Genomic DNA, 26223 nt, shown 5'->3' with positions numbered 1-26223 from the left:
ATTTAAACGGTAAACATTCTGAACTAGTTTAGGAGATGGAATATATTTTGAATCAGGAACAAGTGGCCATTCAACAGGCCGCCCGCGACTTCGCCCGGGTAGAGTTACTTCCGGGTATTATTGAGCGCGATAATTCTCAAACTTTCGATAAAGATAGCTTAAGGAAGATGGGGCAAATGGGCTTCATGGGCATGATGGTCCCCGAGCAATATGGTGGGGGGGGAATGGATACCTTGTCTTATGTAATTGCCATGGAAGAAATCTGCAAGGTCGACGCTTCCGCTGGGGTGATCATGTCGGTCAACAACTCGTTGGTTTGTTGGGGAATAGAAGCATATGGTACTGAGGAGCAGAAAAGGGCCTATTTGCCCGACCTAGCCACCGGTACTAAACTAGGGGCCTTCTGCCTTTCGGAGCCCGAGGCGGGGTCCGATGCGACCTCACAGCATACCATGGCTGTAGAAATGGACGACCATTATCTGATTAACGGAACTAAGAATTGGATAACCAATGGTAATATATCGGAAGTATGCCTGGTAATAGCGCAGACCCACCCCGCCAAGCGGCATAGGGGCATCAATGTGTTCTTGGTCGATAAAGGGTTGCCGGGGTTCGTGGTAGGCAGGAAGGAAGATAAAATGGGGATTCGGGCCTCCGATACCCACTCTTTACTGTTTTCCGATGTGAAGGTGCCCAAAAGTAAACGAATAGGAGAAGACGGATTTGGGTTTAAGTTTGCCATGAACACCCTTAATGGGGGAAGGATCGGTATAGCGGCTCAGGCCCTAGGGATTGCGGCGGGGGCCTATGAGTTGTCGCTTCAGTACGCCAAACAACGGCGTACATTCGGCAAACCCATTAGTGAGCATCAGGGGATACAATTTAAACTCGCTGAAATGGCTACCCGCATTGAAGCGGCCCGACAACTCGTTTACAAAGCAGCCTGGATGAAAGACAGTGGGAAGAATTATATTAACGAGGCGGCTATGGCCAAGTTATTTGCCTCGGAGGTGGCCATGTGGGTGACTACGGAGGCGGTCCAAATCCATGGGGGCTATGGCTATGTGAAAGAGTACCATGTGGAACGCCATATGCGGGATGCTAAGATTACACAGATTTATGAAGGTACCTCCGAAATTCAGAAACTGGTGATCGCCCGTGAAATCTTAAAATAGGGCAAAAAAGGGGTTGTAATCTTCCTTTTCTTAAAACTTGGATTAAATTCAGGCCAAAATATCATTTTTTTTAAAAAATTGTCTTTTTTTACTTGTATTAGTTTTGTACAATTTATTAGATTTGTACAAAAATAGAACAAACCGGCAATTTCGCTATCAAATATATTAGAGCTATGGAAGATTATAACAAAATTATTGAGTCCTTGGGCGTTAAATTCGTTAAGGCACGTCATATCAGGATTTTACAGCCTATTACCATCAAAAATTTTTACGATGTACAAAATTCTCTTACAATTTTGTACGATGGTGAGGTGTCGTTTGGGGGTGAAGAACCTCAGAAAGTTGAGGAAGGAGATATGCTTTTTATCCCAGGTGGAAAGCATGCTACGGTTACCTATGGTAGTAGCCAATCGGCTAAGGCGGTTTCCAACGAAGAGTTTATGACCAACCGGGATAATTATATTGAAGCAGGACACGATCCGGCATTGATAGGGAAATTGCCCAATTCGTTCGGACTTATCTCCTTTGAAGCTAAGGTTTTTGATACCGTCAACTTCTTCACTTCTTTGGACGTTCCTCCATTCCTGATCAAAAGAGACGATCAAATTGCCACTACCATCAATCAAATCCTGGCCGAAGATATGCTTGATACCCCTGGTAAAGGCCGGATTATCAAGATTAAGACGGAAGAAGTTGTGATCGAGATTATTCGTTATATCCTCAAAAATAAGTTGTTTGTAGAGCAATTGGTTACCAACAGTACTTATTTTAAAGACCCTCGTTTGATCGACATTTTCGCTTATATCAAAGATAATCTAGGCGGTGACTTGTCCAACAAGGTGTTGGCCAATGTAGCCAATGTATCGGAGGACTATGTAGGGCAGTACTTCAAGATGTTGACTGGTATCAATCCACAGGATTATATCGAATACCAGCGTATGGAAAAGGCCGTAGACCTGTTGCGTACTTCTAAGAAGAGCATACGTGCTATCGGTTCCGATGTAGGCTATAAAGACACGGCTTATTTCTGCCGACGCTTTAAGATGATGTTCGGGATTCCCGCGGGCAAGATGCGCCGCAGAGAGTCGCTGATGAACGTCTAAGGGTTGTAGATATTAAAGCGAAGAGGCTGACCAGTACGATGGTCAGCCTCTTCCTATGTTTGGTATATTAACGCGATGGGGTTAGCTGTACGGCCGAAACCTTCCATTTGCCTGCTTCTTGCACACAGACGGTCATAAAGCTAAGCTCACCCATATAGTTATTGTTCTCAATAGAGGCTTTGACACGCCAAGAGCCAGTGACCACCCCAACGTTGTTGAGGTTTTTTGTTTGAAGTGCGGATAGCATGCCGCTGTCGATGGTTACATAGCCTTGTGCTATGGCTTGTAGGAGTGTTTCCCGGTCCACATGTTGGCCATTCATGGAGATGATACTAAAATCGGACGTCATTAAATTGCTGAGTTGATCGTTATTTTCTTCTAACATGGCTTGGAAGAATTCTTGGGTGCACGCAGTGGCATCTACGGCAGCTGGGAAGGATGCTTTTGCTTGGGCCATAACGCCCATCAGTAAGAAAAGGACTAAGAATCGTTTCATGTGCTTTAAGATTATTTGATTTTCTAAAGATAATGTTTCATTCAGATAGGTTGCATAGGTTTATTAAAAATGTGTTGCGTTAGCTTGATGAGCGCGTGGATGCAGCTCGGTACCTAGGGCGCTGTCGGATGAAAGTATAAAGGAACTATTGTAAAACGATGAAAGGGATATATTTGAAGACGATGGGGGCTATCCTCATAACGGTAATGCTGGGATGCTCCTCACCTCCCGACACATTAGGAGGGCTTAACCTCAAAGCCTGGCGTGCCGACCGGGGAGGGTGCAATAATGAACGCAGCCAACTCGTAGAAGCCTTTAAGGGAGAAGAGGAACAATTAAAAGGTCGATTTATTGACGATATAGGCGCCTTGCTAGGCCGTCCTGATATTCACCAGTTGGGAGAACGTAATATAAAACTGTATGTGTATTTTTTGGAATCAGGACCCCAATGTGGGGATATGAAGGTCAAATCCAATGCCCCCAAAGCTATTTTGAAGTTTAATGCCGTAGGCTTGCTTACGGAAATAACCTATCAGGACAGACCCCTCTAGTACTTATTCCAAAATGGGTCCTAGTATTATTCTTTTTTTTTAAATGGGAAGGGACTGACGGCGCCGTATTGTGCTGAGGCTCAATGTGTCAACAGAGGATACCGATTTAAGGAAGCGGTTGGCTTTAAAAATTGAGGATTATTTACAGAATTAACTAGTGACTTTAATGGTGGTTTTGAATCTAAAGAAAAATAACAATTGTACTTTTTCTTTTTGCTAATTTTTGAATTGGAATAAGAGAAAGCCTACTTATTGCGGCGTTTTTTAACGTTGCATTAGAAAAACTAAGTATTTTATAAGCATAATTACAAATTGAAGGGTTGAATTTTAAAAATACTATCTCTTATCATAATAGTATTTTTCCAATTAACTTCATTCCAGTAACCTATGGCATAGATTTTTACTGAGAAAAGAAACCGTTAAATAAGAATACGCATTTTTTACGATTTCTTATTCCAACTATTCTGGTCTGTTTTAACTCTAAGTGGTAGTTTTGTAATCAGCTTACACACGATAAAGAATATAACTAAGATGAAACATATATTAACTTTTATAATTGCTCTCGTATTATTTGGCCTTTGTTTGATCGAAAAAAAATCGAAAGAGAAGGCCATTGGAGCAGATAGCAAGCTTCCTTCCATGGCCTTGGCCAATTTGGATGAGGGAATAGCTCGAGCTGGCTCATCGAAACAATAACCGGAATTTTTGGCTTTTGTTTGATAAATTAATTACCCAAGCTCAGAGCTGGGCACCGCTATACACACACCAAGAAACTAAAAAAAGGTGCATCCAGCAATTTTGGATGCACCTTTTTTTTAATACCGTATTATTATTTAGTTGAATAACGACATGATATCGTCCTGAGTCAGCTTTTTAATGAATCCGGATTCCCCACCTACCAAGTCTTCTGCAAGATCTTGTTTACGTTGTTGAAGGAGTAAAATTTTCTCTTCAATCGTATCTTTACAGATCATTTTATAGGCAAATACTTTCTTTTGTTGGCCGATACGGTGGGTACGGTCAATGGCCTGTCTTTCCACGGCTGGGTTCCACCAAGGGTCCACGAGGTACACGTAGTCGGCTTCAGTAAGGTTAAGTCCCACGCCTCCCGCTTTTAGACTCATCAAGAATACCCTACAGCTTTGGTCGTTCTGAAAGCGATTGACCCTGCTAGCCCGGTCGACGGTCTGTCCATCGAGGTATTCATAGGTAATATGTACCTTTTCCAGATGGGTTTTGATGAGATCGAGCATGCCGAGGAACTGGCTAAAAATAAGTATTTTATGGTTGGAGGCGTTCTCTTCAATTTCCCTCACAATCTCCTCCAGCTTAGCCGATTCGCTACCATGGTCTTCGTCTCCCGACAATATGGCGGGGGAGTCACATATCTGACGCAACTTAAGGAGGGCTTCCAAAATTAGGAAACTACTCTTGTTAAGCCCTTCTGTGGCCAGCTTTTCTGCAATTTCGGCCCGGTATTTTTCTCTAAAATGATCGTAAACCTTACGCTGCTTCTTACCCATTTCGCAGAACAAAATCGTTTCTGTTTTGTCGGGTAAGTCGGTAGCCACTTCTTCTTTGGTACGCTTAAGCATAAAAGGATACACCAGCCGGCGTAGTTCTTCTGACTTTTCTTTGTCCTGATATTTGTCGATTGGCGTGGCATATTCCGACCTGAAAAAATCGGCATTACCCAGCATACCAGGGTTCAAGAATTCGAACTGGGCATACAAGTCGAAGGTATTATTTTCGACCGGGGTCCCTGTCATGGTCAATCGGTTGTTGGCAACCAATAACCGAGAGGCTTTGGAAGTAAGGGAATCGGGGTTTTTAATGGCCTGAGCCTCGTCCAATATGATGTAGTGGAAGGTCAGGTTACGAAGTAGCTGAACATCGCTACGCATGGTGCCATAGGTGGTCAGGATGACGTCATATTCCGTAAAGAAATCGATGTCCTTCCGGCGCGTCATACCACGGTGCACATAGAGTTTAAGCTCAGGGGTGAATTTCTCTGCTTCTGCCTGCCAGTTAAAGATCAGGGTGGTGGGCACTACTACCAGGTTGGTGGCGGTAGGATGCAGGTTTTTCTGCTGCTGAATGAAGGTAAGGATCTGCAAGGTTTTACCAAGACCCATATCGTCGGCTAAGCAGCCTCCCCAACGGAATTCGTCTAAGAAATTCATCCATTTATATCCCTCTTCCTGATAATGCCGTAAAGTGGCCTTGATGTTAGGAGGAAGAACGACATTCGGGATCTCTTTAAAGTTTAAAAGCTTTTGCTTTTTCTCTTTTAACTCGTTCGCAATGTCTTCGTCGTCAATTTCGGCAATTAGGGATTCTATTAGCGAGAAGTGGATCTTAGAAAGGTGTATGCCGTTGCCGTTAACCCGCCCAAACTTCAGTATGGGTTCCAGCTTCTTGATCCACTCTTCGGGAATTACCCCTAAGGTACCATCCTTAAGTTGAACGAAATTTTGCTTTTTGAGCAGGGCTTTTTTAGCGTCGCCCATGGATACGATCTGATCGCCAAAGCTGATTAAGACCTGCATATCGAACCAGTCGATTCCAGATGATGCCGTTACCTGCACTTTCCCGCGGTTGGGGTTAAAGCGCATTTTTTTTAGGTCTTTAAAGCCTAACAGATCATACCCCTTCTCTTGAATAGCTTCAACGAATTGATACAACCACCCATCTTTCATAACCTGGTCGAAGGGTACGTACAGGAATGAATCGTCGTCTTGGGCCGCAAAATCGGGATTTAGGCCCTTCAGCCATTTCCAAATTTCATTTTCTTGGCTATGATTCCGCTCTAAGACGGTTATTTTTCCGTCCTCGAAGCCCGCTTGGGTTCTCTTCTGATTATGATGAAATTCTAGGATCTCCTCTTCACTTCCCTCAGGACCTTTGTACAGGTAGGTAGGTACAATCAGTAGATTGGCGTCGTCCTCCTTGAGGTAAATCTGAGGTTTTTCAAATTCTAACGGTTTTTTAAGTAGCTCATGACGGGTCTGGAACATGACGTCAAATTGCTTGGTCACGGGGATGACCCACTCCGTGAGGAAGTCCTCGGAATGCTCTTTGCGTACTCTGATTTTATATCCGTTATTTCTTAGATAATGTACCATTTCGGCATCACTGAGCCCCGCCCAGCGATACAGAAGCTTGTTGCGGTATACGCCCAGCCAAAAACTGTCGAAGCTGGTTACTTCCTCTAAGTTTTGTGGGGAGCCTGGTACTATTTCGACTAGGGGGCGCAGGGTCACGAACTCGCTGTCCTCGGTGAGGGCAAAGAATAGCTTTGCGGGAGTCCGGTGAATGGATATGCTCTCTAGCTGGTTATTATTGGTTACGTTATCGTTCTCTGTGATGAATATCTTTTGGTCGGCCAGGTCATGAAAGATCCTTTGTACCTGTTTTCCCGTATAGTTTCGTGCATCCGACTTTTGCATCGGAGTCACGTCGTCATAGTTAAGGAAGGCATTATAGGTCCAGCCTTTTTTACGGGTAAATTTCTGAAGACCGTCTTCTAAGCTTCTGGAAAGTCGCACCAGGCGCGCTTCGGCCTCAGAAAGTACCGGAACTTCATCGGCAGAGTAATATTGGCTACTGCCTCCGGCAATGGTCCGGATGGTGGTTAGTTTGTCGGTTTTATCGTTATACTTCGCAGAAAACACTCCAAAACCAAAGTCCATGAGTTTGTCGACGCCCTTCGGCCAAAAGGAGAAGAAAGTCATTCGATCGTCTTCCTCAGAATTACCTTCGGGGTTAGATACTTCAAATTCGTCTGATTGATAAGGAAGAATTTGATAGCGTAACTCCGCCCAATCTTGGTATTTTCCCACCTTTTGGATGGATGGGTCAAGCTTGATTATGGACAAATCACCACTTTCGTCGATTTTGAAATCGAACTTATCCTTAAAATCGTCTTCCAGGCTGTAGCCATACTCTTCCAATAGCTTGGCCTTGTCCTCAGAAAAGTCGCGCATGACCTCGAAGGCACGATCGCCGAGTTCAGACCGTATCTTTAGCAGAGCCGCTAGTTTATGCTCACAGAGGGGCACCCATAGTTCTTGGTTGCAAGAGCAGGAGGTCTGTAAAACACGGGTTCCTTTCTGACGAATCAAGTTCACCTGAAAGCGCTGCTCTTCTACTACCACCTCGCATTCGGCATGGCCTTCTTTGGCTATATTAACCTCGACGTTATTGATCTGGTCACGGTTCTTCCAGGTTTCGTCCAATACCAAGCCTCTCAGTACATAATCCCGCAAGTCGGCCATTTCCACCTCTGTATCCTGCATTTCGTAGACGATCTGCTTGATAATGGGCATTTTGTCGAGGATATACAATATACTAGCGACGCGATGCTTGCACAGGCCTTGACTATTGTCGTTGCAGGTACACTCAGCTATAATTTGTGGAGTTAAAAAATCCCTAATTTGGATTTGGAAGTAGTGAATCGAGTAATCACTTTTGATCTTAAATTCGGCCGTACCGGTTCCAAGATATTCTAGTTTAGAAACTTTAAGTGCCCCACTACTATAAATAGACCGACCTCTTGAAAGTCGATCTTTATCCGCCCGCCGTATAAGGAAGTCCGACAGTTTTTCCTTCTTTTCGTTTTCCATTTACACAGTTGCCTTTAAAAAATGCAAAAGTACAGTTTGTTTCTGTTTTTTAGAAATTGGAAAGGGAATTATCTAATAAAAATGCCAGAAACGACCATATATATTCGTTTCTGGCTACTGGTATTTTCGGAAAAATTTTAACTGTAGTATTTATCCCAATTTAAATCCAATTTTTGGATAGGGTGAGATGTTCTTCCTCAAGGGAGATAGGGCTGCAAAGCGGGGCCTACATAGCCCAATAACTGACCCTCCTGAAGGCATTTCTGGAGGAGGGCACCAAAGTTAGGATAGAGCAAATGTTGGGTTAGCTCTTGGATTGGAATCCATTCCAGCGACAAGGCCGTGGTTTGGTCGGGGTTAAGCTCGGGTTCGCCTACTAATTCCTTGATAGCAAATACGGTATGCAAGGTGTGTCGGTTCACCTCGGTCCAAATCACCTCACCACAAAGCATCATAGGGCCTATTTGAACGGCTATGCCCAACTCCTCTTGCAATTCGCGTGCTAAGGCTTCGGGAAGGTTTTCTCCAGGGTCGGGGTTGCCTCCGGGAAGTGCCAGTACCTCGGTACCTTGGTACTGGTAGCGCATGGTTAACACTTTCTGGTCATGGACTATGACGGCTGACGGTCTTACTTTCATGGGGTTGTTAGTGTGATCTAATGTATCTGGTTATACCACTAGCTTTTCTATTAAAAGCATAAAAATGTGAATGATCTTAATATGTATTTCTTGGATGCGGTCGGCATATCCGAAATGAGGTACCCGTATTTCGATATCGGCCATTCCGGCGAGTGTACCACCGTCTTTGCCCGATAAAATAATGGTTTTCATGCCCCGTTCTTTAGCCGTTTTTACGGCCTCGATAATATTTGCCGAATTACCACTGGTGCTCAGTCCCAGAAAAACGTCCCCCTGTTGGCCCATGGCTTCTAGGTATCTTGAAAATATAAATTCATAGCCGAAATCGTTGCTTACGCAGCTGATATGACTGACATCCGATATGGCGATGGCAGGCAAAGCCCTTCTATTTTCTCGATAGCGTCCTGTAAGTTCTTCTGCAAAATGCATGGCGTCGCAATGAGAACCTCCATTGCCGGCAGAAATAATTTTTCTATTATTTTGAATGGCCTGGGCCATTAGCCTGGCTGCAGCTTCAATTTTCTCTGTCTGAATTGGATCTGAAAGGAAGGCATTCAATACTTTTTGGGCCTCCTGCAATTCATTTTGGATCATTTCTTGTAATGCCATCGAATTGATTATTTAAATTTTTACCGCTTTTAAAACATGAAACTTTTTTCCAGGCCCTCGGTGCTTGGTTACTAGGAATCCTGCTGCTTGAAGGGCTCTTTTTACGATGCCTTTCGAAGAGTAGGTGACTAGTACACCGTTTGGGGCTGTTTGAGCCGCAATGTTAGTAAAAATTTCGGTGGTCCAAAGTTCTGGCTGTGCCCGAGGATCAAAAGCATCATAAAATATGACTTCATATTGCCGCCTATGGCTTAGCTCTTGGAGGGTCCTGTTCTCTTTTCTAAAGGTAAAATAAGGCGAAAGGGGGATGTCTTCGCCCCAGCCGGCTTGGTGTAAGGCTAGGAAGTCCTCGGTGTTGGTAAGGCTCGGATAGTTGAGTTGCCGGGCTTCTGCTAGGGTAATGGGGTAAGCCTCCACGGTCGTATAATGAACGGGCGTCTGAGTCGTCTCGGCAAGCTGCCAGGCCAGTAGGGCATTGAGCCCCGTCCCGAAGCCCATTTCAAAGATAGAAATGGGATGCGGGGACGGTATTTTGCTTTGCAGACCCAGGTTGATATAGATATGTATCGATTCGGTTAGTGCTCCTTGAAGTGAATGATATTGTTGGTTAAATAGGGGGCTCATTAAAGAATGTGAGCCATCGGCGGTGGTAATTAGGCGTTCCAAGATTCAAATTAGTGATTTGCCTAAAAATACTTAAATCATTCTTTTTAGGGTAATCCTTGTGAAAAAAATATCACCATTGCGTTTGACAAGGAAATCGATCTTTCGGCCATCGCCTAGTTGTAGCAGTTTATATATTTCGCTAATATGAATTTCTCCTGCCGCTTGATCGTCGATAAAGAGGAGTTGATCCCCGGTCATTAGCCCTGCATGGTCGGCGGGGGAGTCGGCAGTAACGTGGTTTACATAGTAGTTTTGTAAGGTGCGGCCCTCCGCTACAATCTCTAAGCCACTCATGTCATGTTCAAACTTTTCCTTGATTTTGCTTTTTATGGGCTTCAGCACCATATATCCTTCTTTGTAATTCATGGTCACGGTGAAGCGCCTGAGGAGCTCGCAGCCAATATTGCCCTGCCGTTCCGAGCTGTTGTGCAACTTAGAGGCGAAAGCCAGGGAGTCGGGAAAGGAGGCTAAAATGTTATCGAGCTCAAATTTTCCGAGCCTGATGCGCTCCACCCGGCCTAGGTTGCCATTGATGACCCCATTAAGCCCTCTGCCCAACTGGGCCCGAATCACTTTTTCGGGCAAACGTAGTGTTTCATTGGGCATGTTATTGACCAGTAAGGCATGGCCAGCACCGGTATCGATGAGTACCCGGATGGGGCGCTCGCGCCCATCGGCAAACAGGGTGACGGCATCGGTAAAGGGCTTGGTATTTTCTATGACCAAGGGGTATTTTTCTCCTTTCGAGCGTTTGTACTTGTAGTGGTCATGCTTGGTAAGCAGTAGTTCCCGCTTGGCAAAGTCGATGGTGACTACAAAATTATTGAAAATCTCATACCCAAAAATCCCGTGTATAGGCACGCCAACATATTCGGACAACCGAAGGAAATCTTCTTCCAACACCACTATATTCTGGTGGTTGGCGCGTAGCTTACCCATGACGAGGCTATTGTCTATAGCCACATGTGCCGAAACTTTCTCGCCTTCTCCTGCCCCAGCCAAGTCGACCCTCCTAGTAAGTTGGAGCCTGTCGGGCCGAAGTACATGTGGGTCGGTGACAATAATGGAACTTACGCCGGTATCCAAGATAAACCGGAGGGAGTCTGTATCGTTTATTTTAAGATACAACAATATGAGATTCGAATGCAACTCAAAGGGTATTCGAGCAGTCTTACGGTCTTTTTCTAAGAAGTACCCGTATTTCTCTTCCGACACCTTGGGATTCGATTCCTCAGTTGTAGCGTAGGCGGTGGTCGCGAATAGTAGAATGGCCAGCCAGATCCATGTAAAAGTTCTCATTGCGGCTTACTTTTCGTCTTAAAATTTTGTTAGAGGCTTTACCTTATTTTTCGGCATAGTCGAAAGCCTTTCTAAGACTATGCCTCGCTGCCTGGCGATGGAGTCCATCGGCCAGAACGTAAATTTACGCTTTTCTACCTATAATAAACACAAAAAATTCTTTAAAAGTGCAAGTTTTTCAGAGATTTTTGATATAGTAAAATTTAAATAAGGTATCTCCTGAAATTATGATAATTTTGTTGTGCTGAAGGAGAATTTACCACAATAAAATTTAAATATGCGAAATAAAATAGTTGCCGGTAATTGGAAGATGAATAAAACGATGGAGGAAGCCGTGGCGCTGACCTCCGAGATCGTGAATATGGCTAAGGACGAGGTTACTGGCGATGCCCAGGTTATCCTATGTCCTCCGGCTTTGTATCTGACCACCATTCAGAAATATATAGCAGATGCCCCCAACTTTTCGGTAGCGGCACAGAATGTCTCAGACAAGCTTTCAGGAGCCTACACCGGAGAGATCTCGGCGCCTATGCTTCAGTCGATAGGGGTGAAGTATGTTTTGATAGGTCATAGCGAACGCAGACAATATTTTAATGAAACCGATGCCATTTTGGCCGAAAAGGTAAATGTGGCTTTGGCTCATGATATCGCTCCAATTTTTTGCTGTGGAGAGTCTTTAGAGCAAAGACAAAATGAAGATTATATTGGCTTCGTGAAAAACCAGCTTACCGCAGGGCTATTCCATCTGTCGAAGGAACAAATCCTCTCTGTAGTAATAGCCTATGAGCCTATTTGGGCCATTGGTACTGGTCTCACCGCTTCTGCCGAACAGGCTCAGGAAATGCATGCGGCGTTACGGAGCCATGTGAGCGAAAAGTATGGACAGGAAGTGGCCGACCAACTATCAATATTGTATGGTGGAAGCGTGTCGGCAAGTAGTGCTCCCGAACTTTTTGCAGCCCCCGATATCGATGGTGGACTTGTGGGTGGAGCCTCTTTGAAGTCTAGAGACTTTACCGAAATTATCAAGGCGCGCTAAGCGCTTGTTCGAAAAAGACAAAAGGCCAGAATACTTTAGAGGTATTCTGGCCTTTGGCATTTATAAGGGGTTTCTCCCTCGTGATAATTACCGGATCCAGTTTTGGAAATAGGTCATTTTATGGGCGATAAAGGATATTCCGAATCCCCAGAGAATAGCGCTGATGGTCATCCAGAGGAAGATGGCATTCTTGGGGACTTTAAACCCTACCGCTAACAGTGGACCAAAAATGGGGGTAAAGAGGGGAGGTGTTAAGAAGGCTATCCCTATAATTCCAAACTTCTTCCAGATTCGCACGGCCATTCTATTCGATTTTGTAAATCTCTTGTTGGGGGCTTTACGATACCTTTCAATGAATTGTTGAATCCACTTGCCTACATAGGTAAGTAAAAAAACCATTGCCATCATCCCGGTAGCCGAGGCGAGGGCGGTTTCAATCCAGTTAAGCTCCAAAACCACACCGGTAATAGGCCCCCCAAAAAACTTCAGGGCACTTGCAAAGGCTACGGACAGGTACTTAACAATTTCACTTTTCATGATACAGTACTATTAGCAATAAGTGAGAGGGCCAAGTCTCTAGTGGCGGCGTCGGTCTGAACATAATCCTCTATAGAAGGATCCTTCACGAAGGGGACCTTGGCCATGGCCGTTACTATAATATCAGAGATCTCTAAAAAACCGATCCTGTCTTCTAAAAACGCTTCTACGGCTATTTCGTTCGCAGCATTCAGAATACAAGCCAAGTTCCCTCCTTTTTTTAATGCCAAAAAGGCCAATTCAAGGTTTTGGAAGGTCTCCATGTCTGGTTTTTCGAAAGTTAATGTCGGGTAATCCAGGAAATTGAATCTTGGGAAATCTGACGGTAACCTGCGGGGGTACCCCAGGGCGTATTGTATGGGTAATTTCATGTCGGGAAGCCCCATTTGGGCCTTCATGCTTCCGTCGTCGAATTGTACCAAAGAGTGTATGATGCTCTGAGGGTGCACAATGACCTCGATCTGGCTGTCGGCTAAGTCGAACAGCCACTTGGCTTCTATGACCTCCAATCCCTTGTTCATCAGGGTGGCCGAATCGATGGTGATTTTCGCTCCCATGGTCCAATTAGGGTGTTTCAGCGCTTGGGCCTTCGTGACCCCGGCGAGGTAGGCCCTGTCCTTCCCTCTGAACGGACCACCAGAGGCTGTCAGTATAATTTTCTCAATAGAATTTTCGGCCTCTCCTACCAGGCACTGGAAAATGGCGGAATGCTCCGAGTCTACAGGGAGAATGCGTACCCCTTTCTCCTTGGCCAAGCGGGTAATCAGGGCTCCAGCAACCACCAGGGTTTCCTTGTTGGCTAGGGCAATATCCTTGCCCGCTTCGATGGCCCGAATAGTCGGTAACAGGCCCGAGTAGCCTACCATGGCGGTAAGAACAATATCGATACCAGGGTGCTCCACTACCTCAGCCAAGGCTTCGCTGCCACATAGGACCTTTATGGGCAATTCGGCTAAGGCGGAATAAACCAGTTGATATGCCTTTTCGGAGCCAATTACCACCGTTTTAGGCTTAAATTTCTGTGCTTGTTGTATCAAAAGCCGGGCATTGGAATGGGCCGTGAGGACTTCTACCCGAAATAAACTTCGGTTGGCGGCGATTACTTCCAGCGCCTGGGTTCCTATCGATCCAGTCGATCCAAGTATGGCTATTCCTTTTTTATTCATGTTTTGCTAGGCTCTTGAGTTTAATTTAGGCAGATAATAAGGGTTATTAGGCCAGGCCGCCGATACGGATTAGCTCATCGGCAATGGCTCGGTCGTTGGAGAGTCGGGGGACCTTGTTTTGTCCTCCTAGTTTCCCTTTGGAGCGCATGTAGTCGATAAAGGCATTGCTGCGTAGTTTTTTTATGACCAGGGGCTTGAGTATACTTCCCGTTATTAAGTCGTCGTAATAGGTATTTAGCTCGGCAAGTTTACGATCTAGGTCGGCAGCAAACTGTTCGGGATGTTCCGGTTCGCGGGCATATTCTATGAGCCATTCGTGGTAGGGAAGCCCCTCCGACGGGGTGACCATCGGGGCAACGGTACATTCTACTACTTCTACTCCGGGTTGTCTGGACATGGCGTATTGCAAGGCCTTCTCTATTTCTTCGCCAATAACATGCTCCCCAAAAGCCGATATAAAATGTTTGATACGCCCCGTTACAACGATCCGGTAAGGGTCTTTAGAGACAAATTTGACCGTATCGCCTATAGAATATCCCCATAGGCCGGCATTGCTATTGATGATTAGGGCATAGTTCTTGCCAATCTCAACTTCTTCTATAGAAAGCCGGACTGGTTTTTCGTCGTAGTAATTTTCTACTGGTATAAACTCAAAGAAAATTCCTGTGTTTAATAGCAGTAACATTCCCGGTTCATTTTGCATATCCTGGTAAGCCAGAAAGCCTTCGGAAGCGGGATAAAGCTCTATGGAATCGATGGGCTTTCCTATAGATTCGTAAAGCTTGGCGCGGTACGGCTCAAAATTGACCCCTCCATAGATGAACAACGAAAAGTCTGGAAAAACATCCTTGATAGGCCGACCGGTTCGGGCTATGATTCTGTCAAAATACATTTGTACCCATGGAGGTATCCCCGAAATCAACGACATGGGCTGGCCGAGGGTCTCGTCAATAATTTTTTCAAGCTTTTCTTCCCAATCTTCGATGCAGTTGGTGGTATAGGATGGGAGCTGGTTCGACTTGAGGTAGCCCGGCACATGGTGGTTAGAGATTCCCGACAGCCTGCCCGTGAGTATTCCTCCCGTTTCGGTTAGGGTAGGGCTACCCGACAAAAATATCAGCTTTTTGTCGAGGAAGGCCGAATTGTTGGTCTCAGCCACATAATTCAAAATGGCATTACGAGCCGAGTCGATATGGTTGGAGATCGAGTCGCGGGTAATGGGGATGTATTTGGTGCCTGAGGTAGTCCCCGAAGTTTTGGCGAAATACAAGGGCTTACCCGGCCATAGTATGTCGGGTTCTCCCGCTTTTAGTAACTCAATATAGCCTTTGAGGTCCTCATAATCGTGAATGGGGACGGCTTCTTTAAAGTCAGAATAGTTTTTAATATCTTTAAAGAAATGATCTTTACCAAATTTCGTTTTAAGACTGGTATGTACCAATTTTTGCCTCCAGTTTTCTTGAACTTGAAGACTATTGGCCATCCAAATTTTCTGTTGATTGACGATATATTGAGCCAAGGGTTGGCTTAAAAGTGCTTTGATTCCCATAGTAAAAACAAAGGTACGCAGGTTTTACAAATTCTTGGAACCATAGCTGCCTAAGGTCCTTATAATTTGATTAAAAGACCCGCTGTGCTAAATTTTTTAAATGCCTTTGTTTGTGGGTAATAATCTGTAATTTTGCGTACTTTTTATTCTGGACGAGTTAAAATATTTTAAGTATATATATGGGATTGTTTGATTTTTTGACAAGTGATATAGCCATTGACCTTGGAACTGCCAATACGCTGATTATTTATAAGGACACGGTGGTAGTAGATGAGCCTTCAATCATTGCGATGGATAAGTCCACCGGCAAAGTGCTTGCTATAGGGCATACGGCCATGCAAATGCATGAAAAAACCAATGAAAATATAAAAACGATCCGCCCCTTAAAAGATGGAGTGATTGCCGATTTTACAGCTGCCGAAATGATGATCAGGGGGCTTATCAAAATGATAGATACTGGCAGTCGGTTTTTTACTCCTTCGCATCGGATGGTGGTATGTATACCTTCCGGAATTACCGAGGTAGAAAAGCGTGCGGTAAAAGATTCCTGTGAACATGCGGGTGCCAAGGAGGTATATATGGTGCATGAGCCTATTGCGGCTGCCATTGGGATAGGGATCGATATCACCCAGCCCAACGGGGTGATGATCGTCGATATCGGTGGAGGAACGACCGAAATCGCCGTTATCGCCCTTTCTGGAATCGTATGTGAACAGTCCGTAAGGATTGCCGGGGATGTATTTACCCGCGACATCGTCGATTACATGCGTAGAGAACATAATTTACTGATCGGGGAGCGCTCCGCCGAACTCATTAAGATGGCTATTGGGTCGGCATCGCCCGAGCTGGAAGTGCCTTTGGAGGACTACCTCATCAGAGGGCGTGACCTGATGACGGGTATTCCTAAAGAAATACGCGTCACCTACAGTGAGATCGCTTACTCCTTGGATAAATCAATTTCGAAAATAGAAGAAGGGGTGATGAAGGCACTGGAGATTGCGCCGCCAGAACTCTCTGCCGATATATTCAAAAATGGGATATACCTGACTGGTGGTGGGGCCCTGATTCACGGCTTGGATCGCCGTATTGCCCAAAAAACCAAACTGCCTGTACATGTAGCTGAGGACCCATTAAAGGCCGTTGTACGAGGTACTGGTGAGGTTTTGAAAAATTTGGAATTGTACAAACCCGTTTTAATTTCGTAGTACTGCATTGTTCGTGGGGACAAAGGGCATATTGGTCCTTTGTCCCCACTGCTGATTCGCGTAGCCCATGCTCCAACTCGTTGATTTCATCATTCGAAATCGGTTTTTTCTGGTATTTATCTTGCTGGAGGTGCTCAGCATGTGGCTCGTTGTGCGAAATAATAATTATTGGGGCGCTACCTATTTCAATACCGCCAATAGTTATGTGGCCAAGACCCTCAACCTCTCCAATACGGTGCGGGAATATACCCGTCTAGGTGAAATCAATGCGGACTTGGCCCTAGAAAACGCCCAGCTGCGTGCTCAGGTGACCCTGCTCGCTCAGCAGAACCCATCTCATGCGCCTTCCGGTTATTTGCCCGATTCTACCTTCGCCGACCGCTTCTCGTATACCGTCGCTAAAGTAGTAGATAGTGAGACCCATTATCAAAACAATTTTATAACCATCGATAAGGGCAGCAAGGATGGCTTAGAGCCGGGAATGGGGGTAATTTCGGCTACCGGGGTGGTTGGGAAAGTGCAGACTTGTTCAGAAAACTACTCCATCATTACTTCTATATTGCACTCTCAGTTTATGGTCTCTACCAAACTTTTGAGAAGCGATGAGATCGGCTATGCCAAATGGTCGGGCAAGGTTCCGTCCCAAATCGATTTGATCGATATCTCGAAATATACCAAGATCATTAAAGGAGACTCCGCCGTTACTTCCGACCAAAACGCCGTCTTCCCAGCGGGGATTATGGTGGGGAGAGTAAGGACGATTGAAGTAGATCAAAATCAGACGTTTTATAATATTGTTCTAGACCTAGCAACCGATTTCGCCAATTTATCGTATGTATATGTGGTAAAAAATAATCAACTTGAGGAACAACTGGGGCTAAGACGTAGCATTGAAGAACCTAAATGAATTTACGCCAAATTATCCAAGCCAGCCAACTGGTACTTATTTACCTGGTATTGCAGATACTATTCATGCGCAACTTGGTGTTATTCAATTATGCCTTCTCTTTCGTTTATATAGGAATCATCCTGTTGCTACCTATCGAAACCGACAGGCTTTATCTTTTGCTGATTGGCTTTTTGGTGGGGATACTCGTCGATGTATTTTCAAATACCTTGGGGATGCATGCAGCGGCTACGGTCTTGGTAGCCTATTTGAGGCCCTTTCTGTTGCATTACCAAATGGAGAGTAAGGGGGACGATCGGCTGGAGATTGGCATTAGGTCCCAGGGATTCTTTTCGTTTACCGGCTATATGTTGCCGCTTATTTTTATTCATTCAGCAGTGTTGTTTCTACTGGAAATCAACGATGTTGGAATGATTCTTTATTCTTTGGTCCGTATCGTAGCGAGCACCGCGCTAACTTTCGTATTTATTTTAATACTGGAACTTTTTTCTAAACGTTAGTATGACATTATGGCGGGATTTGCCCCCGTTGGCTCGGTATTTGATGTAGGTACATTTAATTATTGCTGAAGTAGGTGTACCTTATTCTTCATCAAAATTCGGACGGAGGGACCGCCTGACCAACCATTTGTCAATTTTTAGATGCTATGGTTTGGAGCTGTTATTAATCTTTGTAAATTCAGCATTTCTATGATCGTTGCCATGTCAGAAACACCTGCCAAGAATGATAATACGGATGATCTTCGCTATAAGATTTTCAACCGGGAGTTCATGCCTCATATCGATTCGATGTATAACTTCGCCTTTCGTCTTACGATGGACGAGGATGATGCTAACGACTTGGTACAAGACACGTACCTCAAGGCGTTTCGGTTTATCAAGTCCTTCGAACAAGGTACGAATGCAAAAGCATGGCTGTTCCGGATACTAAAAAATAGCTTTATCAATGACTATCGTAAGAAGAGTAAGGAGCCTTCTAAAGTCGATTATCAGGAAGTAGAGACTACGTATAATTCTGAAGAAGCCTCCGACACCACCTATACCGTCGACCTGCGGGCCGATGCCGTTCAGGAGCTGATAGGGGATGAGGTAGCCAATGCCTTAAATGCCCTTCCGGTCGATTTCCGTACGGTGATTATCCTATGCGACATAGAAGGATTTACCTACGAGGAAATGGCCAAAATACTCGACATTCCGATAGGGACTGTTCGCTCTCGGTTACACCGTGCCCGTAATTTATTGAAAGAAAAACTAAGAAGCTATGCCAGTACAATGGGATATGATTCATAAGTTTTGAAACTTTTTATGTAAGCAATTCGGTTATAGGGTACAAGCGAGCATATATACCATTATTTATTATCCTATTGAGATGAATGAGTCAATCAAAACGCCTTCAGTGACAGATGAAGCGAGTACCCCCCAGATGAAGACGAAGTGTGAGCATCATGCCGAGTGTATGAAGGTGATTCAGGCTATTTTGGATGACCAGGCGACGGAGGCTGAGAAGGATCATTTTAGGGAGAATATCGATAAATGTATTCCCTGCATCGAGTCCTATAACCTCGAGAAATGTATAAAAACCTCCCTGGCGGATAAGATCGCGAAGAAGCCCTGTCCCAAAAATATATTGAATACAATTATTTCAAAAATAAACAGTTAAGACTGTTCGCGTGAAAGGTAAGCTTATCATTTTTTCTGCCCCTTCCGGCTCCGGAAAGACGACGGTAGTCCGTCATTTATTGAATAAATTCCCAGAATTACTCTCTTTTTCGGTGTCGGCCGCTACCCGTCCCAAACGGGAACATGAGGTGGATGGGCAGGATTATTATTTTATCCCCAAGCATGAATTTAGAACCAAGATTGGTCTGAACGAATTTGCAGAATGGGAGGAGGTATATGCCGGAAATTATTATGGCACCTTTAAGTCGGAAATAGAGCGTATCTGGGCCAATGGCAAGCATGTACTGTTCGACGTCGACGTAAAAGGAGGCCTCAAAATCAAAGAAACCTATCGGGACGATGCCTTGGCAATATTCGTAAAGGTGTCCTCAGAAGAAGAAATCATTCGTAGGCTAAGTGGTCGCGGAACGGAGGATGATAAGTCACTAGAGACCCGCCTGGGTAAGGTGCGTTACGAACTGAGCTTTGAGGATAAGTTTGACGTGGTTTTGGTGAACGACGACCTGGAACTGGCCTTGCAACAGGCCGAAAAATTGGTGTTGGATTTCATCTCGACTCCTTAAACACCACTGCTTATGAAAATTGGCCTTTTCTTTGGGTCCTTCAATCCCATCCATATTGGACATCTGATTATTGCCAATACCATGGCGACAGCCACGGACCTAGAACAGGTTTGGTTTGTGGTGAGTCCGCAAAATCCTTTTAAAAAAAGCAAATCCTTGTTGCACGAGTTTGATCGATTCGACCTCGTCGCCCGGGCTATTAGCGACAACAGCCTACTTAAGGCTAGCGATGTCGAGTTTCATATGCCCAAGCCTAGCTACACGATAGACACCCTGGTGAGGATTCAAGAAAAGTTTCCCCAGCATGAGTTTAGGCTAATAATGGGCGAGGACAATCTGGCCCAATTCCCTAACTGGAAAAACCACGATAAAATCCTCGAATATGTGGGGTTATATGTTTATCCAAGGCCAAACTCCAAACCTCATCTCTTCAAAGACCACCCCTCCGTACAGTTTATTGAAGCTCCCTTGATGGATATTTCGGCCACTTATTTGCGGCAACGAATTCAGTCTGGTCAATCTATAAAATACCTCGTTCCCGAGGAGGTGGAGCAACTCATAAAGCTTAAAAAGTTCTATATTTAGGATACAGGGAATCGGCTATCTATTTTTTTTCTTAGCCTCGAACCGCTTATAGGCGAACTCCAAAGCAAAACAGAACACCACAATTCCTAAGGAAATAAGAATCCCCGTACGGTTGGCACCAAATTGTTGAAGGATTAGGGTGAGTGCGGCTAGCAGCGTGAGTACAAAGCCGAGCAAGGGGATCCCCTTTTTGGCGGAGATCTTGTCGGCAAGCCGATAGCCCGTAAAGTTAACAGCCGAAAATATAAGCAAGAAGCCGACACTTCCTGCAGTTGAAATACTTTCTAAGTGAAGGGTATTGACGATGAGCAAGGTACATACCGCCGTAATGAATAGCCCGAGGGGTTGGTTCCATAAGTTACTGGTTAGCCCATGAGGAAGTTCATCGTCTTCGGCAATCTCATAGCTAACCCGGCTACCTCCATATAGGGAAGCATTGATGGCCGAAAAGGTGGAGATCAGGGCCGCTATGGTGATGATGGTGAACCCTGTAGTGCCTAGCATGGGTTTTGCGGCTTCTGCCAGCACATAATCTTCGGCTTGGGCTATTTTGTCGAATGGTAAAGAACCTACTGTAATAATAGCGATGACAACATAAAGGAAGATAACAAAAACGATGGAGTAGTAGTAGGCCTTTGGGATATTCTTTTCTGGCTCTACGATGTCGGGGGCTGCATTGGCTATGAGTTAAAAGCCCTCATAGGCCACAAAAATAACCATTCCTCCGGTCACAAGACTCAAAGGACTTTCCCAGCTCGAAATAGCCAACTGGGTTATATGATCGTTCCCAAATAGTCCATAGGCTCCTATAGCTACAAATCCTAGCAGTATCAATAATTTGATGATGACGGCGTAGGATTCTATTTTTCCTACTACCCTGATGCTGTAATAATTGATAAAGGTGGCCAAAATCACGACAGCACTCTGATAAATATGGCTGTCTATAACGGTATCCTTGGTGAGGCCCCATAGATTAGGAGCATAGGAACCAAAAGCCGAAGCGTATAGAGATAGCATAATGATATAACTCACCCAGAGCAGATTATTGATGCCTCCACTAAAAGTGCCCTTTCCGAAGCCTTGGTTTATAAATTTTACCGTCCCACCTCGGTCTGGAAAAGTCATAGAAAGCTTAACATAACTGTAAGAGGTGAGCAAGGCGATGCCTCCTGCAAACAAAAAAGCCAGGGGTGTCCCGCCCTGAGCCAAGGATACAGCCAAGCCCAAAACGGCGAAAATACCTCCACCGACCATACCGCCTATTCCTATAGAAATAGCATCTTTGAGGGTTACCTGATTCGATGTGCTCATATGGTGTCGATTCGGGTGCTTATTCGTGAAGAATTCCCTCTAATCCTAAAGTGGGGATCCGGACCATATGATCCTCCACAATGCTATCGGGAACGAAGATGAATTTTTTGTCGTAAACTTGATTGTCCACAAAAAAACTTACCCAGTACTGGTTGTAGAGGTGGAAGAGTGCCTCCATGATCGGCTCGACCACTACATGACCGCCGGGGGCGATTTCGGGGAAAAAGTGACGTAAGGTAGAGGTCTTCTTAGCCTCTTTACGCTGTTGCTCTGGGGCGCTATAGCCTTGGGAGGTAACGAATACGTTCGAAATAGGGACGTTTTTTTTGTTAATCAGGATCACATCCCATGTAGCTTGATTCAACTCATTGTATTGGCGAACGATCGCCACCTGGATCCCGTCGACTGGGTGAAATATGATGTCCTTTTTCATTCTGAATCTATGGCATCCCACTGCATCTCGAAGAGGATCCCCAATTGGTTTTTTAATATAGTACTGATTTCCGTTAAGTCAATTTCATGCCCCAATTCCCGCTGGAGGGAGGTTACCGCTTTATCGGATATGCCACAAGGGACGATATTTCCAAAATACGACAGGTCGGTGTTGACATTGAGGGCCAACCCATGCATAGTGACCCACCTGCTGGTTTTAACCCCTAAGGCACATATTTTCCGAGGGTTAATTTGTTCTACAGGGTCGAGCCATACGCCCGTAAGCCCCTCTATTCGACCTGCCACGAGCCCGTATACCGCCAGGGTTCGGATGACGGCCTCCTCCATAAAACGTAAGTATTTGTGGATATCGGTAAAGAAATTATCAAGGTCTAGTATAGGGTAGGCAATCAGTTGGCCTGGCCCGTGATAGGTGATGTCCCCACCCCGGTTAATCTTATAAAACGTAGCATGTTTCTGGGATAGGGTCGCCTCATCGAGCAAGAGATGCTCGGATTTTCCGCTTTTCCCCAGCGTATATACATGCGGATGTTGACAGAATAGCAGATGGTTCGGGGTTGGCCGTTGGTCTTCGGGTGCTAACCCCCTATTCCCAGTTTTTATAGAGATAGTATCGGCAAATATTTTTTCCTGTAAGTCCCAAGCTTGCTGATAGTCTATTACACCCAGGTCTTGAAAGGTTACTTTTTTATTTATCAGCGTATTCATTGATATCGGTTCGAAGTCGTATCCCCATGGGGTACACCAAAAATGTTATTTTATTTCAAAGTTAACAGGGACAAGCAGTAATGTCTAATTTTAATTGAGAACCTATGGCCACACATAACGATACCGGACGCTGGGGCGAAGAACGTGCCGCCGAGTTTATGGAGAAACAAGGGTACCAGATTATTGAAAAGAACTATACCTACCAACATATGGAGATCGATCTGATCGCAGAAAAAGACAAAATGTTGGTTTTTGTAGAGGTGAAAACCCGGAGCGGCACGGGCTTTGGAATGCCCGAGGAGTTTGTGAACTATACCAAAGCGAAGCTGATCATGAAAGCCGCCGAGCATTATATATTCGATGTCGACTGGCAGTACGATGTACGCTTCGATATTATCGCCATTCTGATCCTGCCCAATGGCCATCTGGATATTCGCCATGTGGAGGATGCCTTTTATTGAATAGTGGGTTATAATTAAGTGATTTTAGAAAAATAACTATTTGAAGATGAAGGGCTAATGATATTCTCTGTTTTTATAGGATAATCATAACAGGGCCCCATAGCTCCTACCTAAACCTGAATGGGTAAGTTTTGTTGGGGTGTTTGTTGGAAGCGTAGCGGATAGCTTCCCAAGACACCGTGCATCGAAAAGTTAAATGCTTCAAAGGGCCGTTTTACTCCCGCATTGATTATCAATTCACTGGCCCAAGGCCATATTATCGTAACAACTTTCATCGATTTTTATAAGCTATCAAATAATTTCCCCAAATTTACAAAGGCCTCATTTCAAATCGACCATATTGAAACGGCTATTCAGGAGGGGCTATTCAGGAGGATTTTGAATGGAATACAAATTTTATCCCCTATATTCAAAGATATGAATTAGAGGTACTTATGTTTTCTGAACAAGCTGGTCTTAAAAATTAACAGAGTAATTTTTCCTGAGTGGAGGACTTAAATGACTTCAGACATTTGAAACAGTACAATCGCTATGATTAAAACCGCCTTAAAACTATCATTCGTTTTTACGGTTATTTACAATGGACTTAACGCCCAACCCACTCAATCCCACAACCTCCATTTCGACGCGTTGGCTACTACCTGGGATGAGGGAATTCCGCTGGGGAATGGCATGGTAGGGGCGTTGATCTGGCAGAAGGAAGGGAAATTACGGTTTTCATTGGATCGGGCAGATATATGGGATTTACGTCCGATGGCCGGTTTGCATCGGGATGAATTTAGTTTCAAATGGGTGCAGCAGCAGGTGGCTAAGAAAGATTACAAACCCGTGCAAAACTATCTCGACGGCCCTTATGACCAGGAACCCGCTCCTTCCAAAATTCCGGGTGGCGCTTTGGAATTTGAAATCTCCCCCTCAGAGAAAGTTGCCTCTGTCCACTTAAGCTTGGCAGATGCACAAAGTACGGTGCTTTGGAAAAGTGGTTTGAAGCTAACGACTTTCGTACATGCCAAAGAGCCAGTTGGATGGTTTCGTTTTGAAAATGTTACAGAAAGCTTCGAGCCAGTCTTGGTAGCTCCGCAATACCAAGGAGCATTCGATGAAAATGCCCTTGCCAACTCCGTCGAAGGCAATGATTTGCGCAGATTGGGCTATAAACAGGGTACGATTGAAAAAGGCAATAACAGCATTACCTATACCCAAGAAGGCTACGGTGGCTTTGTATATACGATAACGGTCCAATGGAAAAAGCCTCAAAAGGGCATGATCGAAGGTAATTGGAGTATTTCTTCACAATATTTGGATAAGCCCCAACAAAAAACATCAGCCGAATATGTAGCCAGTGCATGGAAAAGAAGTTACCAAGCCGACTTGAACGCACACCAAAATTGGTGGAAGCAGTTTTGGGCCAAATCGGCCATCCGTGTGCCGGATGCGACGATCGAGAAACAATGGTATTTGGAACAGTATAAATTTGGCTCGGCAGCCCGTCGTGGTGCGCCGCCTATATCTTTGCAAGCCGTCTGGACCGCCGACAATGGTCGCATTCCACCATGGAAAGGCGATTTCCACCACGACCTGAACACCCAGTTGAGCTATTGGCCGGCTTATAGTGGCAATCATCTGGACGATGCATTGGGTTATTTGGATCACCTAGACGAGAATTTTGAAAATTATAAGCGGTATACCAAACTGTACTTTGGCGTCGATGGGCTGGCCGTACCCGGTGTTACCACCCTCGATGGTACGGAAATGGGCGGGTGGATACAGTATTCGCTCTCTCCGACGGTATCGGCGTGGTTGGCTCACCATTATTATTTGCAATGGCGCTACAGTATGGATCGTGAGTTGCTGGCCCATCGGGCCTATCCGTGGGTGAGTGAAGTGTGTAAATTTCTTGGGAATATTACCGAGCCCGATAGCAACGGGCTCCGTAAGCTGCCGATAAGCTCAAGTCCCGAAATAAATGACAACAGTTTGGACGCCTGGTTCGCTGAGAATACCAATTATGACCTGGCCCTGATGAAAACGGTATTGTCCGAAGGAGCTGAACTAGCCATTGAGCTGGGTAAGATGGAGGAGGCCGAAAAGTGGCAAAGCTTGTTGTCGGAGTTTGGTGAATTTGCTATTACCGAAAATCATGAACTGATGTTTGCCCCCAGTATGGCTTATAACCAATCGCATCGGCATTTTTCGCACCTGATGGCAATACACCCCTTGGGGCTTATTAAGTGGGAGGACGGGCCAAGAGCACAGACTATTATTAAGAATACGATCGAGCAATTGGATCGTGTCGGGCCCGATTATTGGTGTGGGTATTCCTATTCTTGGTTGGCCAACCTAAAGGCTAGGGCCAAAGATGGGGTCGGTGCAGCTAAGGCATTATCCACTTTTGCTAAGGCATTTTGTTTGCCCAATAGTTTTCATGTCAATGGCGATCAGACCAAATCAGGATTGTCCAAGTATACATATCGGCCTTTTACCCTCGAAGGGAATTTCGCTTTTGCGGCCGGGTTGCAAGAGATGCTACTACAGAGTTATGCCGGTTTTATTGAAGTATTGCCGGCTGTTCCGGCCGATTGGCAAAATGTTTCTTTTGAAAAATTGAGGGCCGAAGGGGCGTTTTTGGTGAGTGCTAAAAAACGAGATGGCGAGCTATCATGGATAAAAATTTGGGCCGAAAAGGATGGTGTTGCCGTATTGAAATTAGATGCTGCAGATTGGAAGGTCGAAAGTGCCCATGGTGTAAAAGAGAACGACTCCAACGAAGGTTTCATAGAATTGAACTGTAAAGCCGGGGGCTGGGCCATATTAAGCCTTTCCAAATAAGGGTATTCGATCCCCTAGGGCGACTGTTCGCCACCCATTATAGTGGCTGCCAGCATGATATAAAATTTT

The 26223-nt window shown here is 45.0% G+C and carries 25 protein-coding genes and 1 pseudogene; 14 read left to right on the top strand and 12 right to left on the bottom strand.

Going from position 1 to position 26223, the window contains the following annotated elements; genetic code table 11:
* Window positions 1-35: 35 nt before the first annotated feature.
* The gene (locus CLV98_RS18315; RefSeq protein WP_109676621.1) at window positions 36-1175 is read left to right on the top strand and encodes an acyl-CoA dehydrogenase; all 1140 of its coding nucleotides are present in this window, start codon (window positions 36-38) and stop codon (window positions 1173-1175) included.
* 173 nt (window positions 1176-1348) lie between these two features.
* The gene (locus CLV98_RS18310; RefSeq protein ID WP_109676619.1) at window positions 1349-2278 is read left to right on the top strand and encodes a helix-turn-helix domain-containing protein; all 930 of its coding nucleotides are present in this window, start codon (window positions 1349-1351) and stop codon (window positions 2276-2278) included.
* A gap of 67 nt (window positions 2279-2345) precedes the next feature.
* Here the strand turns inward: CLV98_RS18310 and CLV98_RS18305 are convergent, their stop codons facing one another.
* Window positions 2346-2774, bottom strand: coding sequence for a nuclear transport factor 2 family protein (locus tag CLV98_RS18305; protein ID WP_109676617.1), 429 nt, complete (start codon window positions 2772-2774; stop codon window positions 2346-2348).
* A gap of 158 nt (window positions 2775-2932) precedes the next feature.
* Here CLV98_RS18305 and CLV98_RS18300 point away from each other — a divergent pair, with 158 nt between their 5' ends.
* Both CLV98_RS18300 and CLV98_RS23480 read left to right on the top strand, forming a co-directional pair.
* Window positions 2933-3325, top strand: a complete 393-nt coding sequence (locus CLV98_RS18300; RefSeq protein WP_229203452.1) for a hypothetical protein — start codon at window positions 2933-2935, stop codon at window positions 3323-3325.
* A gap of 531 nt (window positions 3326-3856) precedes the next feature.
* Complete coding sequence (locus tag CLV98_RS23480; protein ID WP_158281288.1) at window positions 3857-4021, top strand: hypothetical protein; 165 nt, start codon at window positions 3857-3859, stop codon at window positions 4019-4021.
* 137 nt (window positions 4022-4158) lie between these two features.
* Here the strand turns inward: CLV98_RS23480 and CLV98_RS18295 are convergent, their stop codons facing one another.
* From CLV98_RS18295 to CLV98_RS18275, 5 genes are all read right to left on the bottom strand, one after another.
* Window positions 4159-7950: a DEAD/DEAH box helicase gene (locus tag CLV98_RS18295; RefSeq protein WP_109676615.1), complete on the bottom strand. Its 3792-nt coding sequence runs from the start codon at window positions 7948-7950 to the stop codon at window positions 4159-4161.
* Between the two features lie 197 nt (window positions 7951-8147).
* Window positions 8148-8588 carry an NUDIX domain-containing protein gene (locus tag CLV98_RS18290; protein ID WP_109676613.1) on the bottom strand — a complete coding sequence of 147 codons (441 nt, stop codon included), beginning with the start codon at window positions 8586-8588 and terminating at the stop codon, window positions 8148-8150.
* A gap of 30 nt (window positions 8589-8618) precedes the next feature.
* Window positions 8619-9197: a D-sedoheptulose 7-phosphate isomerase gene (gene lpcA, locus CLV98_RS18285; protein WP_109676611.1), complete on the bottom strand. Its 579-nt coding sequence runs from the start codon at window positions 9195-9197 to the stop codon at window positions 8619-8621.
* 12 nt (window positions 9198-9209) lie between these two features.
* On the bottom strand, window positions 9210-9863 hold the full coding sequence (mnmC2, locus tag CLV98_RS18280) for a tRNA (5-methylaminomethyl-2-thiouridine)(34)-methyltransferase MnmC2 (protein ID WP_229203451.1): 654 nt from the start codon (window positions 9861-9863) through the stop codon (window positions 9210-9212).
* Window positions 9864-9893: 30 nt separating this feature from the next.
* Window positions 9894-11162: an aspartyl protease family protein gene (locus tag CLV98_RS18275; RefSeq protein ID WP_109676607.1), complete on the bottom strand. Its 1269-nt coding sequence runs from the start codon at window positions 11160-11162 to the stop codon at window positions 9894-9896.
* 277 nt (window positions 11163-11439) lie between these two features.
* On the opposite strand from CLV98_RS18275, the gene tpiA reads away from it, so the two are divergent.
* Window positions 11440-12201, top strand: a complete 762-nt coding sequence (gene tpiA / locus CLV98_RS18270; protein WP_109676605.1) for a triose-phosphate isomerase — start codon at window positions 11440-11442, stop codon at window positions 12199-12201.
* 87 nt (window positions 12202-12288) lie between these two features.
* Here the strand turns inward: tpiA and CLV98_RS18265 are convergent, their stop codons facing one another.
* From CLV98_RS18265 to CLV98_RS18255, 3 genes are read right to left on the bottom strand one after another with little or no spacing between them, the layout of a single operon-like run.
* Window positions 12289-12738, bottom strand: a complete 450-nt coding sequence (locus CLV98_RS18265; RefSeq protein WP_109676603.1) for a hypothetical protein — start codon at window positions 12736-12738, stop codon at window positions 12289-12291.
* A complete protein-coding gene (locus CLV98_RS18260) occupies window positions 12735-13904 on the bottom strand; it encodes a 1-deoxy-D-xylulose-5-phosphate reductoisomerase (protein ID WP_109676601.1) in 1170 nt (389 codons plus the stop codon). The genes CLV98_RS18265 and CLV98_RS18260 overlap by 4 nt, the downstream gene beginning before the upstream one ends.
* A 46-nt stretch (window positions 13905-13950) precedes the next feature.
* On the bottom strand, window positions 13951-15453 hold the full coding sequence (locus tag CLV98_RS18255) for a GH3 auxin-responsive promoter family protein (RefSeq protein ID WP_109676599.1): 1503 nt from the start codon (window positions 15451-15453) through the stop codon (window positions 13951-13953).
* A 179-nt stretch (window positions 15454-15632) separates the two neighbouring features.
* Here CLV98_RS18255 and CLV98_RS18250 point away from each other — a divergent pair, with 179 nt between their 5' ends.
* The 7 genes from CLV98_RS18250 to nadD all read left to right on the top strand — a co-directional run bounded on the left by CLV98_RS18250 (window position 15633) and on the right by nadD (window position 20392).
* Window positions 15633-16658, top strand: coding sequence for a rod shape-determining protein (locus CLV98_RS18250; RefSeq protein WP_109676597.1), 1026 nt, complete (start codon window positions 15633-15635; stop codon window positions 16656-16658).
* 67 nt (window positions 16659-16725) lie between these two features.
* Complete coding sequence (gene mreC / locus CLV98_RS18245; RefSeq protein WP_109676595.1) at window positions 16726-17565, top strand: rod shape-determining protein MreC; 840 nt, start codon at window positions 16726-16728, stop codon at window positions 17563-17565.
* Entirely contained in the window at window positions 17562-18065 is a 504-nt protein-coding gene (locus CLV98_RS18240; RefSeq protein ID WP_109676593.1) for a hypothetical protein, read from the top strand. Before mreC ends, CLV98_RS18240 begins: the two co-directional genes overlap by 4 nt.
* Window positions 18066-18266: 201 nt before the next feature.
* Window positions 18267-18854 carry a sigma-70 family RNA polymerase sigma factor gene (locus CLV98_RS18235; protein ID WP_229203450.1) on the top strand — a complete coding sequence of 196 codons (588 nt, stop codon included), beginning with the start codon at window positions 18267-18269 and terminating at the stop codon, window positions 18852-18854.
* Window positions 18855-18933: 79 nt separating this feature from the next.
* Entirely contained in the window at window positions 18934-19224 is a 291-nt protein-coding gene (locus CLV98_RS18230) for a phosphohydrolase (protein ID WP_229203449.1), read from the top strand.
* Window positions 19225-19234: 10 nt separating this feature from the next.
* Window positions 19235-19807 (top strand): guanylate kinase, encoded by a 573-nt coding sequence (gene gmk, locus CLV98_RS18225; RefSeq protein WP_109676591.1) that lies wholly within the window; start codon window positions 19235-19237, stop codon window positions 19805-19807.
* A gap of 12 nt (window positions 19808-19819) precedes the next feature.
* Window positions 19820-20392 carry a nicotinate (nicotinamide) nucleotide adenylyltransferase gene (gene nadD / locus CLV98_RS18220; protein ID WP_109676589.1) on the top strand — a complete coding sequence of 191 codons (573 nt, stop codon included), beginning with the start codon at window positions 19820-19822 and terminating at the stop codon, window positions 20390-20392.
* A 15-nt stretch (window positions 20393-20407) separates the two neighbouring features.
* On the opposite strand, the pseudogene CLV98_RS23950 reads toward nadD, so the two are convergent.
* The 3 genes and pseudogenes from CLV98_RS23950 to lipB all read right to left on the bottom strand — a co-directional run bounded on the left by CLV98_RS23950 (window position 20408) and on the right by lipB (window position 22864).
* A pseudogene (locus CLV98_RS23950) lies at window positions 20408-21703 on the bottom strand (APC family permease).
* A gap of 19 nt (window positions 21704-21722) precedes the next feature.
* Complete coding sequence (locus CLV98_RS18210; protein WP_109676587.1) at window positions 21723-22136, bottom strand: hypothetical protein; 414 nt, start codon at window positions 22134-22136, stop codon at window positions 21723-21725.
* Complete coding sequence (lipB, locus tag CLV98_RS18205) at window positions 22133-22864, bottom strand: lipoyl(octanoyl) transferase LipB (protein WP_109676585.1); 732 nt, start codon at window positions 22862-22864, stop codon at window positions 22133-22135. The genes CLV98_RS18210 and lipB overlap by 4 nt, the downstream gene beginning before the upstream one ends.
* 104 nt (window positions 22865-22968) lie before the next feature.
* On the opposite strand from lipB, the gene CLV98_RS18200 reads away from it, so the two are divergent.
* Both CLV98_RS18200 and CLV98_RS18190 read left to right on the top strand, forming a co-directional pair.
* The gene (locus CLV98_RS18200; protein ID WP_109676583.1) at window positions 22969-23325 is read left to right on the top strand and encodes a YraN family protein; all 357 of its coding nucleotides are present in this window, start codon (window positions 22969-22971) and stop codon (window positions 23323-23325) included.
* A gap of 531 nt (window positions 23326-23856) precedes the next feature.
* Window positions 23857-26154, top strand: coding sequence for a glycosyl hydrolase family 95 catalytic domain-containing protein (locus CLV98_RS18190; protein WP_109676579.1), 2298 nt, complete (start codon window positions 23857-23859; stop codon window positions 26152-26154).
* Window positions 26155-26223: the final 69 nt, after the last annotated feature.

The sequence above is a fragment of the Dyadobacter jejuensis genome, assembly GCF_003149085.1.
GTDB classification, from domain to species: Bacteria; Bacteroidota; Bacteroidia; order Cytophagales; family Spirosomataceae; genus Dyadobacter; species Dyadobacter jejuensis.
This window is presented reverse-complemented; position numbering and strand designations above follow the sequence as displayed.

Coding starts and splice junctions, on each gene's coding strand:
- CLV98_RS18315 (WP_109676621.1), top strand. CDS start 36: ATGGAATATATTTTGAATCAGGAACAAGTGGCCATTCAACAGGCCGCC.
- CLV98_RS18310 (WP_109676619.1), top strand. CDS start 1,349: ATGGAAGATTATAACAAAATTATTGAGTCCTTGGGCGTTAAATTCGTT.
- CLV98_RS18305 (WP_109676617.1), bottom strand. CDS start 2,774: ATGAAACGATTCTTAGTCCTTTTCTTACTGATGGGCGTTATGGCCCAA.
- CLV98_RS18300 (WP_229203452.1), top strand. CDS start 2,933: ATGAAAGGGATATATTTGAAGACGATGGGGGCTATCCTCATAACGGTA.
- CLV98_RS23480 (WP_158281288.1), top strand. CDS start 3,857: ATGAAACATATATTAACTTTTATAATTGCTCTCGTATTATTTGGCCTT.
- CLV98_RS18295 (WP_109676615.1), bottom strand. CDS start 7,950: ATGGAAAACGAAAAGAAGGAAAAACTGTCGGACTTCCTTATACGGCGG.
- CLV98_RS18290 (WP_109676613.1), bottom strand. CDS start 8,588: ATGAAAGTAAGACCGTCAGCCGTCATAGTCCATGACCAGAAAGTGTTA.
- lpcA (WP_109676611.1), bottom strand. CDS start 9,197: ATGGCATTACAAGAAATGATCCAAAATGAATTGCAGGAGGCCCAAAAA.
- CLV98_RS18275 (WP_109676607.1), bottom strand. CDS start 11,162: ATGAGAACTTTTACATGGATCTGGCTGGCCATTCTACTATTCGCGACC.
- tpiA (WP_109676605.1), top strand. CDS start 11,440: ATGCGAAATAAAATAGTTGCCGGTAATTGGAAGATGAATAAAACGATG.
- CLV98_RS18265 (WP_109676603.1), bottom strand. CDS start 12,738: ATGAAAAGTGAAATTGTTAAGTACCTGTCCGTAGCCTTTGCAAGTGCC.
- CLV98_RS18260 (WP_109676601.1), bottom strand. CDS start 13,904: ATGAATAAAAAAGGAATAGCCATACTTGGATCGACTGGATCGATAGGA.
- CLV98_RS18255 (WP_109676599.1), bottom strand. CDS start 15,453: ATGGGAATCAAAGCACTTTTAAGCCAACCCTTGGCTCAATATATCGTC.
- CLV98_RS18250 (WP_109676597.1), top strand. CDS start 15,633: ATGGGATTGTTTGATTTTTTGACAAGTGATATAGCCATTGACCTTGGA.
- mreC (WP_109676595.1), top strand. CDS start 16,726: ATGCTCCAACTCGTTGATTTCATCATTCGAAATCGGTTTTTTCTGGTA.
- CLV98_RS18240 (WP_109676593.1), top strand. CDS start 17,562: ATGAATTTACGCCAAATTATCCAAGCCAGCCAACTGGTACTTATTTAC.
- CLV98_RS18235 (WP_229203450.1), top strand. CDS start 18,267: ATGTCAGAAACACCTGCCAAGAATGATAATACGGATGATCTTCGCTAT.
- CLV98_RS18230 (WP_229203449.1), top strand. CDS start 18,934: ATGAATGAGTCAATCAAAACGCCTTCAGTGACAGATGAAGCGAGTACC.
- nadD (WP_109676589.1), top strand. CDS start 19,820: ATGAAAATTGGCCTTTTCTTTGGGTCCTTCAATCCCATCCATATTGGA.
- CLV98_RS18210 (WP_109676587.1), bottom strand. CDS start 22,136: ATGAAAAAGGACATCATATTTCACCCAGTCGACGGGATCCAGGTGGCG.
- lipB (WP_109676585.1), bottom strand. CDS start 22,864: ATGAATACGCTGATAAATAAAAAAGTAACCTTTCAAGACCTGGGTGTA.
- CLV98_RS18200 (WP_109676583.1), top strand. CDS start 22,969: ATGGCCACACATAACGATACCGGACGCTGGGGCGAAGAACGTGCCGCC.
- CLV98_RS18190 (WP_109676579.1), top strand. CDS start 23,857: ATGATTAAAACCGCCTTAAAACTATCATTCGTTTTTACGGTTATTTAC.